Genomic DNA, 14,735 nt, shown 5'->3' on the forward strand with positions numbered 1-14,735 from the left:
TCAATGCGCCGGCAGCCCCGGGTTGGGGCTGCCGGCGGACGCTGCCGGTCAGCGCAGCGGAACGATGTCCTCGACGCCCATCCGTGCGGCGTCAGCGGATTCGTCGTCCGGCTGCTCCTGGCTGAGCCGTTCGGCGTCGACTCTGGCCAGGTAATGCTTAATTTCACCCTCGCGCTGGGCATCGCTCCAGCCGAGGACATCTCCCATCAGTTTAGCGACTACCGGCGCGGCGGACACACCGCGGTCCCACGCCTCGATGGAAATCCGGGTCCGCCGGGTCAGCACGTCCTGTACATGGCGGGCACCCTCGTGCGTCACCGCGTACACGGCTTCAGCGGCGAGGTAATCGTCGGCACCCGGCAGGGGCTCCGCGAGTTCAGGCTTTTCCTCAATGAGGGCCAGCACTTCGGGCGCCATCGAACCGTACCGGTTCAGCAGGTGCTCGATCCGCGCCACATGGACGCCGGTCTCTTCGGCCATCCGGTTCCGCTTGTTCCACGCGGCTTTGAAGCCGCTCGCGCCCAGCAGCGGAATGGATTCCGTGCAGCTGGGCGGGACGCGTTCGTCCATGCTGCGGGTCGCCTCGTCGACGGCGTCCTTGGCCATGACCCGGTAGGTGGTCCATTTGCCGCCGGCCACCACAACCAGCCCGGGAACCGGGTGCGCCACCACGTGCTCGCGGGACAGTTTGGCGGTGGAATCGTTCTCGCCGGCCAGCAGCGGGCGGAGCCCGGCGTAAACCCCCTCGACGTCCTCACGGGTGAGCGGACGTTTCAGCACCTGGTTCACGTGCTCCAGGATGTAGTCGATGTCCTTGCTCGACGCGGCGGGGTGGGCCTTGTCGAGGTGCCAGTCGGTGTCCGTGGTGCCGATGATCCAGTGCCGGCCCCAGGGGATGACGAACAGAACGGATTTCTCGGTCCGCAGGATCAGCCCCACGGTCGACTGGAAACGGTCCCGCGGCACCACGAGGTGGATGCCCTTGGACGCCCGCACCTTGAGCTGCCCGCGGTCGGTGACCATGGCCTGCGTTTCGTCCGTCCAGACGCCCGTCGCGTTAATGACCTGCTTGGCCTTGATATTGAAGGAGGTGCCGTCCTCATGGTTCACCACCTTCGCGCCGACCACGCGTTCGCCTTCCCGGAGGAAGTCGACCACGGACATCTGGTTCACCGCATGCGCGCCGTAGTAGGCGGCGGTGCGGACCAGGTTGGCACAGTACTTGGCGTCGTCCACCTGGCCGTCGTAGTACCGGATGGAGCCGACGAACGCATCGTCCTTGAGGCTCGGCGCCGCGCGGAGGGTCCCCCGGCGGCTCAGGTGCTTGTGGAATGGCACGCCGCGGCGCTGGCCGGTGGAGATGGACATGGCGTCGTACAGGGCGATGCCGGCGCCCACGTAGGGCCGTTCCATGAACGGCTTGGTCAGTGGGTAGAGGAACGGGACAGGGCGGGCCAGATGCGGCGCGAGTGCGGAGAGGATCAGTCCGCGCTCGTGCAGCGCCTCCTTGACGAGGGCGAAGTCGAGCATCTCCAGGTAGCGCAGGCCGCCGTGGATCAGCTTCGAGGACCGCGAGGAGGTGCCCGCGGCCCAGTCATTGGCCTCGACGATCCCGACGCTCAGGCCGCGGGTGACAGCATCCAGCGCAGCGCCGGTCCCGACGATTCCGCCGCCGACAATCAGGATGTCGAGTTCCTTGCCCGGGTCCGTGGTGCCCCTGAGTACCGCGAGTGATGCCTCGCGTTCCGCAGGCCCAAGGGCACCACCGGCCTTGGGAGAACCGCCGGGAAAACTGTTCATGTCACGCCTCCATCCGGATCAGAGCTGGTAGTGCACCACACTACTTCCAAGTTCCCCGGATGGGCAGGGGGCGTCAGTTGCCGGCGTAGGGCGAGACGACGACGTCGACGCGCTGGAATTCCTTCAGGTCCGAATAGCCGGTGGTCGCCATGGAACGGCGCAGTGCCCCGATCAGGTTGGACGTTCCGGACGTGTGGTGGCCCGGCCCGAAGAGGACCTCCTCGAGGGGCCCGACGGTGCCGACGTTGACCCTGTCTCCGCGGGGCAGTTCAAGGTGGTGCGCTTCCTGGCCCCAGTGCCAGCCCTTGCCCGGGGCTTCCTGGGCGCGGGCGAGAGCGCTGCCCAGCATCACGGCGTCGGCGCCCATGGCGATGGCCTTGACGATGTCACCGGAGGCCCCCATGCCGCCGTCGGCGATCACGTGGACGTAGCGGCCGCCGGACTCGTCCATGTAGTCGCGGCGGGCTGCGGCGACGTCGGAGATGGCGGACGCCATGGGCGAGTGGATGCCGAGGGCGCGGCGGGTGGTGCTTGTGGCGCCGCCGCCGAAGCCCACCAGGACACCTGCGGCACCGGTCCGCATGAGGTGCAGCGCCGGGGTGTACCCGGCGGCCCCGCCGACGATGACGGGAACGTCGAGTTCGTAGATGAACTGCTTGAGGTTGAGCGGCTCATGGTCCTTCGAGACGTGCTCGGCGGAGACGGTGGTGCCGCGGATCACGAAGATGTCGACGCCTGCGGCCACCACGGTTTTGTAGTGTTCCTGGGTGCGCTGCGGGGTAAGGGAGCCTGCCACGGTGACACCGGCGGCGCGGATCTCCGCGAGCCGGGACGTGATCAGCTCCGGCTGGATCGGTGCCTGGTAGAGCTCCTGCATCCGGCGGGTGACGGCCGGGCTGTTGGTCTCGTCCTCGAGCACGGCGATCTGGTCAAGGACGGCCTGCGGGTCCTCGTAACGGGTCCAGAGGCCCTCCAGGTCCAGGACGCCGAGCCCGCCGAGGCGGCCCAGGGCGATGACGGTCTCCGGTGACATGGCCGAATCCATTGGCGCCGCGATGACCGGCATATCGAACTTGTAGGCGTCGATCTGCCACGCGACGGACACATCCTTGGGATCGCGCGTCCGTCGGTTGGGGACGATCGCAATGTCATCCAGGGAGTAGGCACGACGCCCACGCTTGCCTCGGCCAATCTCAATCTCGTAAGTCACTGGTCTAGGTTATCCCAGCGGACGGACGTGACATCCCTAGACTGGTCCGAGACCGCCCGCCCGAAAGGCTGCAATGACTACTGATGACTACATGAGCGACCCAACTTCCTTCCCCGCGGTCCGGGCCGAGCATCCCCTTGACTACTGGATCTCCCCGGAGCTGGCACGGGTCAGTCCGCCCACCGCGCCATCCCGCTTGCGGCAGCTGGCTGATGCTCAGGGCACCCTCGCCGCCGCCTGGAGCAGCGCCATCGGATCCGGGCCCCTCCTGCTCCTGGCCGGCGGGTTCGGCTCGGCCCTGTCAGGCGACCCCGCATGGGTGTTGATCCTCGGCCTGCTGGGCGCTGCGCTGACGGCGCTGGGCCTGGTCTCCTGGAAACGCGTCCGTTCCACACTGCCGAACACGGACAGGATCCTCATCGCCCGCGGCCCGGGGTCGGCGCGCGGCGGCGTCACGATGGTGTCCGTGCTGGCTCTCATTTTGGCCGGCATTCTGGCCACAGCGTTGCCGGGGACCGCTTCCCGGGGAACTGCGGCGCTGCTCGCCCTGGGCGGCGCGTACGTGCTGTTCCTGGCCCTCCTGGCAGCCCTCATCCTTGTCCCGTCCGTTGTCCTGGGACGGGCCCGGCGGTCCTTCCGGCGCAGGGTCCAGACGGACCCGGGGCTCCGCGCAGCAGTGGAAGGTGATCTGGCGGTCTGGCGGGACCCGCACGGGAACGCGGCTTACGGCCCCCTGTAGAGGAGGAGCGGAACCGCGGCCAGTAGTCTGGCGGGATGACGAATCGCTGGGTCTTCGACGGGCATATCGCCGGGATCGGCACGGAGTCCGGCCTGCGCGTGGTGGTGGGTTTCTGGCAGCAGTCCCCTTTCGGGGCCTTCGCCGACGCCATGGTGCAACTGCCGTCCGGCCACCGGATCCTCCTCGCCCCGTCCGCTGAGGTGGGCGGGTTCATCGCCGAGGTCTACAACTTCGATGAGGTCCGGGTGGTCGACGTCGCCGCCTCCCGCAGCGGGCACCGGCTCAGGGTGGACGCCGGCCCGCTCCGGATCCGCGCCGCCGTCGGGGCCCGGACAAGCCTCGGCGCCCTTGCCCGGCTGGTCCCCCGGCCGGTGGCCGTGCATCCGCGGTGGCTGCGGGCCATCAGCCCGCTCGCAGCCCGGCTCAGCGCCGGGGTCCGCACCGCGGGCGCAGCCCGCGGCGGGCGGCAGGAGTTTTACGGCGTGACTGACCTGCACCGCATCGACTCGGCGAGCGTGCAATGGGACGGCGGCGACGCCGGGGCGCTGGCCGCCATCCGGCCCGCCGTCACGTTCGGGTTCAGCAGCGTTCCCCCGGATCCCAGCCTGGCACGGGTCCGGACGACAGTGGTTCGGACCCACGGAAATAATCGATAGCCCACATCGACTTGACAGGAATTGTCAACTATTTACAAATCCTGAAAATCCCTTTACGTTTGCTTTCGGCCGGCCGGGGATCTCGCCCGCCGGCCTCCACACCCAGTTCCGGGCGATCCGCTGTGCCCGGCCGTAGAAAGCAGAACCCATGGGAAGTGCATCACTCAGGAAGTCCCGCGTCCTGGCCCTGTCGCTGGCCGCCGTCGTCGGCACCATGACCCTCGCCGTCAGTCCGGCGTTTGCCGCCCCCGGCACCGGACCTGTCGCCTCGGAGAACGTCCCGGCGCCGGACGTCAACGCCGGCGAGGCGTACACGCAGTTCATTGTGAGCTTCAAGAAGACCCCCGGGAACGCCACCCCCAGCGGCCGCGCCAACGCCTGGGGCCAGGCCGCCCGGCAGCAGGGGGTCAGTGTCAAGGAGCTGCGAGCCCTGGCCACCGGGGCAACCCTGATCGCCTCCGACAAGGCCCTCTCCGACCAGGCCGCCCGGGACTTCATGAACGAGATCGCCGCCTCCGGCCAGGTCGATGCCGTCGAGCCCGATGCCCGCATGACGGCGGTGCTGACGCCCAACGACCAGCGCTACCCCGAGCAGTGGGACTTCACCGCGGCGAACGGCATGCGCATCCCGGGTGCGTGGGACGTCTCCACCGGCACCGGGTCCACCGTCGCCGTGATCGACACCGGCATCACCGCGCACGCGGACCTGGACAGCAACGTGCTGGCCGGCTATGACTTCGTCTCGGACGCCACGGCGGCCCGGGACGGGAACGGCCGGGACGCCAACGCCCAGGACCAGGGCGACTGGTACGCCGCCGGCGAATGCGGGCAGTCCGCCGCCTCTAATTCCTCGTGGCACGGCACGCACGTGGCCGGCACCGTCGCCGCCGTCACGGGCAACGCCGCCGGTGTCGCCGGCGTCGCGCCCAACGCGAAGGTGGTCCCGGTCCGGGTCCTGGCCAAGTGCGGCGGTTCACTTTCAGACATTGCCGACGCCATCATCTGGGCCGCCGGCGGCACCGTCTCCGGCGTGCCCGCCAACGCCAACCCGGCGAAGGTGATCAACATGAGCCTGGGCGGCTCCGGCGCGTGCGGCACCACATACCAGGCCGCCATCGACGCCGCCGTGTCCCGGGGAACCACCGTGGTGGTGGCGGCAGGCAACAGCAACCAGGACGCATCCGGCTTCCGCCCGTCCAACTGCAACTCAGTAGTCACCGTCGCGGCCAGCAACCCGAGCGGCGCCCTGTCCTACTACTCGAACTACGGCGCCACCGTGGACCTCACGGCTCCCGGCGGCGACACCCGGGTCAGCGGCGGCGGCATCCTCTCCACGATCAACACCGGAACCACGACGCCGGGCGGCGCCGGCTACGCCGGCTACCAGGGCACCTCGATGGCCACCCCGCACGTGGCGGGCCTCGTCGCCCTCATGAAGTCCAAGTCCCCCGCCCTCACTCCGGCCCAGGTGGAGTCCACGCTCCGGCAGGGCACCCGGGCCATGCCGGGCGGCTGCACCAAGGGTTGCGGCGCCGGCCTCTCCGATGCCACGGCCACCATGGCCCTGCTCGGCGGCACCACCCCGCCGCCGTCGGGCAACCTGCTGCTGAACCCGGGCTTCGAGAGCGGCGCGGCGTCCTGGACCTCCAACCGCGCGGACACCTTTGAAACCGGAACCAGCGCCCGCACCGGCAGCGGCTTCGCGGGCCTGAACGGCTGGGGGTCGGCGACGACGTACACGCTCGACCAGACCATCACCGTCCCGGCCTCCGTCTCCGGCTCCACCTTGTCCTTCTACCTCAAGACCCTGACGGACGAGACCACCACCGGCACCGCCTACGACACGCTGAAGGTCCAGGCCATCAGCGGCGGCGTCACCAGCACCCTGGCCACTTACTCCAACCTGAACAAGTCCACCGGCTACGTGCTGAAGACCCTGGACCTGTCCTCGTTCAAGGGAAAGAGCGTCACCCTGCGCTTCCTCGGCGTGGAGGACTCCTCGCTCAAGACCTACTTCTTCGTGGACGACACCTCGGTGACCACCTCGTAGTACCACCGGGCGCCTCCAACAATGGGCATGTCCTCCCCGCAGGGAGGGCATGCCCATTCCTTGTGCCCCGGAGTGGGCATATGGCCACTATGTCCACCGGACGCCGCCGGCGGAGGGCATGCTCATTCTTGTGCCCCCGGCGGGTCAGGTCCCCTCGGCCTCGTCTACGGAGAGCTGGGATTCAAACATCCGGAAGTAGCGGCCGCGCAGGGCCACCAGCTCCTTGTGGGTCCCCTGTTCCACGATCCGGCCGTCCTCGAGCATGTAGACGACGTCGGCCTTCTCGATCGTGGCGAGGCGGTGGCTGATGGCGATGATGGTGCTGCTGCGGTCGGCGAAGAGCCGGGTGAAGATCCGGTGTTCGGCGAGGGCGTCGATGGCCGAGGTGGGCTCGTCCATCACCATAAAGGAAGCGTTCCGGTAGAAGTTCCGTGCCATCGCGAGCCGCTGCCACTGGCCGCCGGACAGCCCGCTCCCCTTCCGTCCGCGCGGATCCTCCATCCAGTTGCTGACGTGGTTGTCCAGGCCGTTCGGCAGTTTGTTGATGAACTCCAGGGCCTCGGCGTCGGCGGCGGCGCGGCGGATCCGGTCGTCGTCGCGCGGGGACTCGACGTCGCCGAACAGGATGTTCTCCGCGGCGGTGGCGAACTCGTACTTCAGGAACTCCTGGCTGAGGACCGCCAGATGGCGGTGCCAGGACTTGACGTCGACGGCGGCGAGGTCGACGCCGTCGAGCAGCACCTGCCCGGAGTCGGGGCGGTAGAGCCCGGCGAGGATCCGGATGAGGGTGGACTTGCCTGCCCCGTTCTCCCCCACGATCGCGATGTGCTGGCCCTCATGGATGGTCAGCGAGATGCCCTTGATGACCTCCAGTTCGCTGCCGGTGTAGGTGAACCGGATGTCCCGCAGCTCCACGGTCCTGGGCGCCTGCAGCAGCGGCGGGGCCGAGTCGGAGTGCACGGGCATCGCCATGAAGAGCTCGTAGTCCTTGAGGTTCGCGAGGTCCTCGTCGATCGAGCTGAGCGAGGAGACCAGGCTGTTGGCGGTGGACAGGGCCCGGCTGACGATCTGCTGGACGTAGAGGAACTGCCCTACCGGCTGGGCCCGGGCGATGATCTGCCCCACCACCCAGATCAGCGACACCACTTCGGCGCCGTACTGCAGGGCGTCCGCGGCGAGCTGTTTGGGGATGTAGCGCTTCTGGAAATCCAGCCGCCGCCGCTCGTCCGCGTCGCGCAGCCGCGACCGCAGCCCCATCAGGTACCCGACGATCCCGTAGAGGCGCATCTCGGCGATGTGCTGGGGCCGCAGGAGGTTGGTTTCGATCATCCGCCGCTGCCTGCGCGAGTCGACCTGGGTGTTCCAGTGCGCGATCTGCTCGCGGGAGAGCTTGAACTGCAGGTACACGCTGGGCACAATCGCGACCAGGACGATCACCGCGATCCACCAGCTGACCAGCAGCAGCGCGCCGATGGCGAGAATCACCGAGACGAGCTGGGTGAAGATGGCGGCGATCCGGTCCAGGACCCGGGCGTAGGAGTCGGAGAAACGCTTGGCCCGGTCGTACAGGTCCACCGTTTCCTTGTCGTCGTAGCGCCAGAAGTCGAGGGCCAGGAAGCGCTCATACATGAGGTCGCCCACGATCGCGCCCACCTTGAAGCTCATGAGCTGTTGGATGTAGCGGTCCACGCTGCTGAACGCGCCCCAGAACAGTCCCAGCGCCGCGGTGATGATGACGTAGACGATCGCCTGCTGCCCGGCCTCGGCGTCGCCCGCGTAGGCCGCCGCGAGGGCCGTCGTCGTCAGCGCCGCGAAGTAGGTGGTGACCAGCGGCAGCAGCGCCGAGATCAGCGACCCCAGCACCTTCATCACGACGGCGGCGGGCGAGGCCCGGAAGCTGACGCGGAGCACCTGGGCCACGGCCCGGGCGTAGGGCCTCAGCGCGAGTTTCCGCTTGGGCTCACGCGCGGGCAGGAGTTCGGACATGGCTCCAGCCTAGTTGGGGCCGCCGCCATGACGGCCGCAGACACCAGCAGGCCATGGGGTGGGATCCCCATGGCCTGCATTTCGCGGAGTCAGCGCGGGTCAGCGCGAACCGTAGTTCGGTGCCTCCACCGTCATCTGGATGTCGTGCGGGTGGGATTCCTTCAGCCCGGCCGCGGTGATCCGGACGAACTTGCCGCGGGCCTTGAGCTCCGGGACGGTCGGGGCGCCGGTGTAGAACATGGTCTGGCGGAGGCCGCCCACCAGCTGGTACGCCACCGAGGCCAGCGGGCCGCGGTAGGCCACCCGGCCCTCGATGCCTTCGGGGATGAGCTTGTCATCGCCGGAGACGTCGGCCTGGAAGTAGCGGTCCTTGGAGTAGGAGGTGTTCTTGCCGCGGGTCTGCATCGCCCCGAGCGAGCCCATGCCGCGGTAGAGCTTGAACTGCTTGCCGTTGACGAAGATCAGGTCGCCCGGGGACTCGTCGCAGCCGGCCAGCAGGGAGCCGAGCATCACGGTGTCCGCGCCGGCGACCAGCGCCTTGCCGATGTCGCCCGAGTACTGCAGCCCGCCGTCGGCGATCAGCGGCACGCCCGCAGGAATGGCGGCCTTGGCGGACTCATAGATGGCGGTGATCTGCGGGACGCCGACGCCGGCGACCACACGCGTGGTGCAGATCGAGCCGGGACCAACCCCCACCTTGATGCCGTCTGCACCGGCGTCGATCAGCGCCTGGGCGCCTTCGCGGGTGGCGGCCTGGCCGCCGATGACGTCCACGTGCGCCGCCACCGGATCGGACTTCAGGCGGCTGATCATGTCCAGCACACCCTGGGAGTGGCCGTTGGCCGTGTCGACGAAGAGGGCGTCCACGCCGGCGTCGATCAGGGCCATGGCCCGCTCCCAGCCGTCGCCGAAGAACCCGATGGCCGCGCCGACGCGCAGGCGGCCCTCGTCGTCCTTGGTGGCCAGCGGGTACTGCTCGGCCTTGGTGAAGTCCTTGGTGGTGATGAGGCCCTTGAGCCGGCCCTGCTCGTCCACGAGCGGGAGCTTTTCGATCTTGTTGGTGGCCAGCTTGTGGGAGGCTTCCTCGCGGCTGATCCCGACGTGACCCGTGACCAGCGGCATCTTGGTCATAACGTCGCTGACCAGCCGGATCGCGAAGTCGGCCTCCGGCACAAAGCGGGTGTCGCGGTTGGTGACGATGCCCAGCAGGCGCATGCCCTCGTCGACGACTGGCAGGCCGGAGACCCGGTAGTGCGAGCAGATCTCGTCGAGCTCGGCCAGCGTGGCTTCCGGGCCGATGGTGAGGGGGTTGGTGATCATGCCGGACTCGCTGCGCTTGACCCGGTCCACCTGGTCGGCCTGGTCGGCGATGGAGAGGTTGCGGTGGACGACGCCGAGGCCGCCCTGGCGGGCCATGGCGATGGCCATGCGCGACTCGGTGACGGTGTCCATCGCGGCGGACAGCAGCGGGGTCTGCACCGAGATGCGCTTGGAGATCCGGGACGAGGTGTCGGCTTCGGACGGGATCACGTCCGTGTGGCCGGGCAGCAGGAGGACGTCGTCGTAGGTCAGTCCAATGAAGCCGAAGGGGTCGTGTTCGGGCTGGGTCATGAGTGCGCCTCTTACCTTGGTTGCGGGTTCACGGGTAGGGGTTGCAACAGATGACCAGCCCGTCATTACGGGCATGGCCTGTGCAGAAGTGTTGAATAAATAGTAGAACCTTGGCGCCGATCCCCATATTCCGGGGCAGTAATGTGAGCAACGGCACCGGCCGGGTGACGGCGGCCCGTTACGTCCAGCCGGTGGCCGCCAGCAGTCGCTGCTCAAACATGGGGATCATGGTCTGGACGTACGTCTTGGTCAGGTGGTTGTCGTCCTTGTACACGTACACGTTCCCGACGACGGCCGGGCAGGTTCCGCCGGCGCAGATGAAGTCGCTGAGGTCCATCAGGTACAGCCCCGGCACCTGCCCGCGGTACGCGTCCAGCGGTGAGGACGCGGCGAGGGACTCCCCGAGCGGCACGTTGCAGTCGGCGGCGTCAGGACCCTTTTTCTGGACGCATTCGGGCATGTTCGTGGCGAACCGGGGGTTGTCGCGGATGCCCACCACTTCCATGCCGGCCTCGGTGAAGGGCCTGATCCCCTCGAGGTACTGCGGCACCTCTGTTTCGAAGGGCGCTTCCTTGTGCGTCAGCGACGCGACGGTGAAGACGGCGTCGGGCTTGTGGTCCAGGACGTACTGCGCGCTGGCCTTGTTGAAGGCGTTGCATTCGGCGTCCCGTTCCGGGGATTCACCGCCGAAGCGGCAGTTGCCCTTCAGGAGGGTGACCACTTCCCAGCCGTGGGCACGGGCGATGGGTCCCAGCGCCGCCATGTACTGCTGGGCGTGGGAGTCGCCGAGCACCACGATGCGTTTGGTGACGGTGTCCGGGCGGCTGTTCTGCAGGCAGCCTGCCAGTAGCGGGTCCGCGGGGACGTTCCCGTCCGTGCACAGCCCGTCGATGTCGGCCCACTCGTTCTTCATGGCCACGGGCGCCGGAATGATCTTGGCCTCCGGCGTCGGCTTGCCCGCGTTTTCGGGGGCAAGGGCGGCGGCGCCGGGGGTCAGCTCCTTCGGCTGCGCGGCCGCGACGGCCTCGTCCGCCATCATTTTGCTCTGCCACACGGAGACCGGTCCCGCGAGCAGGGCGCCGCAGGCCGCGATTACGACGGCGGTGCGCCAGACGCGGCGCTGGGGCCAGTGCCATTCGCGCAGCGGCTTCTCCACGAACCGGGTGGTCAGCACGGCCAGCACGATGGATGCGGCGACGATCAGCAGGCCCTGGAGGAGGTTGGGCGCTGCGATGCCCGTGGCGGCGAGGGACAGCACCAGCAGCGGCCAGTGCCACAGGTACAGGGCGTAGGAGTTGTCCCCCAGCGCCACGAGCGGTTTCCAGGTCAGGAAACGGTCCACGCCGAAGCGGCTGCCGCTCCGCCCGGCGACGATGATGGCCGCCGCGGCCAGCGTGGGCCACAGCGCGATGAAGCCGGGGAAGGAGCGGTCCACGGTCAGCAGCAGCCCGCAGGAGAGCATGGCGGCGAGGCCGGTCCAGCCCAGGACGACCCGGAGCACCTTGCCGGGTTTGAGGTGCGGCAGGGCGAGGGCCAGGAGAGAGCCGAGGGCGAACTCCCACAGCCGGGTGCGGGTGTCGAAGTAGGCGTAGGCCTGGTTGGTGGCGGTCTGCTCGATGGAGAACACCAGCGACACCACGAAGATGGCGCCGAAGGCCGCAGCCAGGAGCGCCGGGTAGCTCACCCTCTCCCCCACCGGGGTCCGGTGCAGGAACCGCAGCAGCAGGGCCGCCCCGGCGAACACCAGCGGCCAGAGCACGAACACCTGGCCCTGGATCGACAGCGACCAGAAGTGCTGCAGCGGGCTGGCCCCGGCGTGGTCTTGGGCGTAGTAGTCGACGGCGGTGTCCGCCAGAAGCCAGTTCTGGCGGTACAGCAAGGAGGCCCATGCCTGGTCCAGCACATCCGGCCAGCGGCTCTGGGGCAGGACCACGCGGGTGCCGGCCAGGACGCCGAGGACCACCACCACAACGGCGGGCAGCAGCCGCTTGAGCAGGTGGAGCCAGTGGCTCGCCAGGCGCAGGGGCTTGCCGGCCTCGACCTTGCGGGCAAAGCTGAGGGTCATCAGGAATGCCGAGATCAAAAGGAAAATGTCCACGCCGCCGGAGACGCGCCCCAGCCACACGTGGTAGGTGACCACCATCAGCACCGCGAGGGCACGCAGCCCCTGGACTTCGGGCCGGTAGCCTGTTTTTGCGCGCGCCGGCGAACCCGCCGCAGCTTCCTTCGGGCTGGTGATGGTTCGCTGATTCGACACAGAGAGCCCCTTCAGGCCGGTTTCCAAAGCATCAATGTTACCGATCCGTAATTTCTCTGGCGAATTCAGGCGGCCGGGAAACCGCCGCCGCGCCGGTCTTCCACGGGCCGGGCGGCCCTCCTGTGGCGCGCTGGCGAGGTCTTCGCTACGGCCGCAGCAGGCCGCGCAGGGTCTGGATTGTGTCCGCGTCCGCCGGGGCCTTGTCCTCCCGGTAGCGCTTGACGCGCGCAAACCTCAGGGCGATCCCGCCCGGGTAACGCGGCGACTGCTGCACGCCGTCGATCGCTATTTCGACGACGGTGACCGGCTCAACCCAGACGGTGCCGGCCGTGCGCCGCACCTCGAGCTCCTGGAACCTCCCGGTCTGCCAGCGCAGCAGTTCGTCAGTGAGGCCCTTGAAGGTTTTGCCCACCATGACGTAGCCGCCGGGTTCGCCGAACTCGCCGCCGGGGTCCAGGGCGCCAAGGTGCAGGTTGGAGAGCATGCCGGTGCGGCGGCCCGAGCCCCATTCGCACGCGAGCACCACCAGGTCATAGGTGTGCACCGGTTTGACCTTCACCCAGTTGGATCCGCGCCGTCCGGCAGCGTAGGCCGATCCGATGGCTTTCACCACCACGCCCTCGTGGCCCGCGGCGAGTGCATCCCGCGACACCCGCTCGGCAACCTCAGGATCGGCGGTGATTTCCCCCGGAATCCGGTGCGCGGGTGCCACGCGCTCCAGGACCTCAATGCGGGTGGCCAGCGGTTCGTCCAGCAGGTCGCGTCCGTCGATGTGCAGCACGTCGAAAAACCAGGGGTGCAGCAGCGTTTCCCGGACTGCGTCGGCACCGAAGCGGGACATGGTTTCCTGGAAGGGCCGCGGCGCGCCGTCCTCGTCCAGGGCGAGGGTTTCGCCGTCCAGGATCACGTCCTGCACCGGCAGCCCGCGGACCAGGTCCGCCACCTCGGGCAGCCGGTGTGTCACCTCCGCGAGGTTCCGGGTGTAGATGCGCACGTCGTTGCCGGAGCGGTGCACCTGGATGCGGGCGCCGTCGAGCTTGTATTCCACCGAGGCCTCCCCCGTGGCTTCCAGGGCTGCACGGGCACTCCCGGCGGTCGCGGCGAGCATGGGTTGTACCGGACGGCCCACCACCAGGCCGACGGCGTCCAGCTCGGCCGGGGTGCCGGTGAGCGCCAGGAGGGCGGCACCCCCGAGGTCGCCGGACAGCATGGCCGCACGGCGCACCGCCTCTACGGGCCTGCCAGCGGCGCGGGCCACGGCATCCGTCAGCACTCCCTCCAGGGCGCCGGTGCGCAGTTCCCCGAGCAGCACGCCGGCGATGAAGGACTGCTCGGACGCGGTGGCCGCCGCCATCAGCGTCCGGAGGATGGCGGCCCGCTCCCCGCCCGAACCGGTACCGGCGGTTGCCAGGAGCCGGTCCAGCGCGGCATCAAAATCGGCCACGGTGAGGCTGGGCTCCGCGGCCGGTTCTTCCTTGGCCGCCGCCATGCCGCTCCAGCCCACGCCCACACGGCCCTGGCGGGGCTTGGCACTAAGCAGTCCCACCGCCGTCGGGATCTCCGCCGGCTCAAGCCGGCCCAGAAGCTGGGCCAGGGCATCCACCTTGGCCAGCCGGGACCGAGTTGATGCGACGGCTGTTGTGGTTTCCACGAGCTCAAGGAGCAGCATGGCACCAATCCTGCCATGGCACTGGACATCGTCCGCGTGCTGCTTCCACAATGGGCGCGTGGGGATCATCGTGGCGAACCTGTTCATCACCCTCGACGGCGTCTACCAGGCGCCGGGCGGCCGTGAAGAAGACCCCGAAGGCGGCTTCGTTTTCGGCGGTTGGCAGGCGCCCGTGTCCGATGAAGGATCCGGCGCTGCCATCGCGGCCGACATCGCGACGATGGATGCCCTCCTCCTCGGCCGGAGAACCTACGACATCTTCGCGGCTTACTGGCCCCACCAAGCGGATGCGATCGCCGGGGCACTCAACCGGGTGCCCAAGTTCGTTGTGTCATCTTCCCTGCAGGACCCCGCGTGGGCGGGCACCATGGTCCTTCCGGATGCCGCGGCAGCGGGCGGGCTCCGGGACCAGTACCGGCAGGTGCACATGTTCGGCAGCGGGGTCCTCATCCGCTCGCTGCTGGCGGCAGGGGTCCTGGACCGCCTCCACCTCTGGCTGTACCCGGTGGTCCTCGGGCAGGGCAGACGTCTCTTCGACGGCGGAGCGGTGCCCGCCACGTTCCGCCTCGCCGAGCCGGCGCGCAGCTTCCCCGCGGGTGCCGTCTCGCTGGTCTACGAGCCTGCGGGCGGCGTAAAAACGCAGGAAATGACGGCCTGACGGCCCGGGCCGGCCTGGCCCGGAACCATCCATGGCACACAAAAAACCGGCCCAGCATTGCTGGACCGGTTTTTTGTTGCGGCGGTGTGCCGTTGACGC

10 protein-coding genes are annotated in these 14,735 nt (G+C 68.8%); 4 read left to right on the plus strand and 6 right to left on the minus strand.

Translation table 11 applies throughout. The annotated features are described in order from the left end of the window. Nucleotides 1-48: 48 nt before the first annotated feature. Together ACTWQD_RS05395 and ACTWQD_RS05400 are read right to left on the minus strand one after the other, a co-directional pair. Entirely contained in the window at nucleotides 49-1,800 is a 1,752-nt protein-coding gene (locus ACTWQD_RS05395) for a glycerol-3-phosphate dehydrogenase/oxidase (RefSeq protein WP_443195147.1), read from the minus strand. 73 nt (nucleotides 1,801-1,873) lie between these two features. Next, entirely contained in the window at nucleotides 1,874-3,010 is a 1,137-nt protein-coding gene (locus tag ACTWQD_RS05400) for a GuaB3 family IMP dehydrogenase-related protein (protein ID WP_443195148.1), read from the minus strand. A gap of 73 nt (nucleotides 3,011-3,083) precedes the next feature. Between ACTWQD_RS05400 and ACTWQD_RS05405 the strand changes: the two genes are divergently transcribed. The 3 genes from ACTWQD_RS05405 (at nucleotide 3,084) to ACTWQD_RS05415 (ending at nucleotide 6,455) form a co-directional block, all read left to right on the plus strand. Next, nucleotides 3,084-3,749, plus strand: coding sequence for a hypothetical protein (locus tag ACTWQD_RS05405; protein ID WP_443195149.1), 666 nt, complete (start codon nucleotides 3,084-3,086; stop codon nucleotides 3,747-3,749). A gap of 35 nt (nucleotides 3,750-3,784) precedes the next feature. Next, nucleotides 3,785-4,405 (plus strand): hypothetical protein, encoded by a 621-nt coding sequence (locus ACTWQD_RS05410; protein WP_443195150.1) that lies wholly within the window; start codon nucleotides 3,785-3,787, stop codon nucleotides 4,403-4,405. 148 nt (nucleotides 4,406-4,553) lie between these two features. After that, entirely contained in the window at nucleotides 4,554-6,455 is a 1,902-nt protein-coding gene (locus tag ACTWQD_RS05415; RefSeq protein WP_443195151.1) for a S8 family serine peptidase, read from the plus strand. Nucleotides 6,456-6,599: 144 nt separating this feature from the next. On the opposite strand, the gene ACTWQD_RS05420 is transcribed toward ACTWQD_RS05415, so the two are convergent. The 4 genes from ACTWQD_RS05420 to ACTWQD_RS05435 form a co-directional block, all read right to left on the minus strand. Beyond that, nucleotides 6,600-8,441 carry an ABC transporter ATP-binding protein gene (locus ACTWQD_RS05420; protein WP_443195152.1) on the minus strand — a complete coding sequence of 614 codons (1,842 nt, stop codon included), beginning with the start codon at nucleotides 8,439-8,441 and terminating at the stop codon, nucleotides 6,600-6,602. A gap of 99 nt (nucleotides 8,442-8,540) precedes the next feature. Beyond that, nucleotides 8,541-10,052, minus strand: coding sequence for an IMP dehydrogenase (gene guaB, locus ACTWQD_RS05425; RefSeq protein ID WP_443195153.1), 1,512 nt, complete (start codon nucleotides 10,050-10,052; stop codon nucleotides 8,541-8,543). Nucleotides 10,053-10,230: 178 nt separating this feature from the next. Continuing rightward, a complete protein-coding gene (locus ACTWQD_RS05430; protein WP_443195154.1) occupies nucleotides 10,231-12,309 on the minus strand; it encodes an acyltransferase family protein in 2,079 nt (692 codons plus the stop codon). A 145-nt stretch (nucleotides 12,310-12,454) separates the two neighbouring features. Beyond that, nucleotides 12,455-13,978, minus strand: a complete 1,524-nt coding sequence (locus ACTWQD_RS05435; RefSeq protein ID WP_443195155.1) for an ATP-dependent DNA ligase — start codon at nucleotides 13,976-13,978, stop codon at nucleotides 12,455-12,457. 58 nt (nucleotides 13,979-14,036) lie between these two features. Between ACTWQD_RS05435 and ACTWQD_RS05440 the strand changes: the two genes are divergently transcribed. Next, nucleotides 14,037-14,636 (plus strand): dihydrofolate reductase family protein, encoded by a 600-nt coding sequence (locus tag ACTWQD_RS05440; protein ID WP_443195156.1) that lies wholly within the window; start codon nucleotides 14,037-14,039, stop codon nucleotides 14,634-14,636. Nucleotides 14,637-14,735 lie beyond the last annotated feature (99 nt).

It is taken from the genome of Pseudarthrobacter sp. 1C304 (assembly GCF_052245515.1).
Taxonomy (GTDB): Bacteria; Actinomycetota; Actinomycetes; order Actinomycetales; family Micrococcaceae; genus Arthrobacter.

Bases quoted from the DNA above. Each gene is read 5' to 3' on its own strand.
- ACTWQD_RS05395 (WP_443195147.1), bottom strand. From the start codon at position 1,800: ATGAACAGTTTTCCCGGCGGTTCTCCCAAGGCCGGTGGTGCCCTTGGG.
- ACTWQD_RS05405 (WP_443195149.1), top strand. From the start codon at position 3,084: ATGACTACTGATGACTACATGAGCGACCCAACTTCCTTCCCCGCGGTC.
- ACTWQD_RS05410 (WP_443195150.1), top strand. From the start codon at position 3,785: ATGACGAATCGCTGGGTCTTCGACGGGCATATCGCCGGGATCGGCACG.
- ACTWQD_RS05415 (WP_443195151.1), top strand. From the start codon at position 4,554: ATGGGAAGTGCATCACTCAGGAAGTCCCGCGTCCTGGCCCTGTCGCTG.
- ACTWQD_RS05420 (WP_443195152.1), bottom strand. From the start codon at position 8,441: ATGTCCGAACTCCTGCCCGCGCGTGAGCCCAAGCGGAAACTCGCGCTG.
- guaB (WP_443195153.1), bottom strand. From the start codon at position 10,052: ATGACCCAGCCCGAACACGACCCCTTCGGCTTCATTGGACTGACCTAC.
- ACTWQD_RS05435 (WP_443195155.1), bottom strand. From the start codon at position 13,978: ATGCTGCTCCTTGAGCTCGTGGAAACCACAACAGCCGTCGCATCAACT.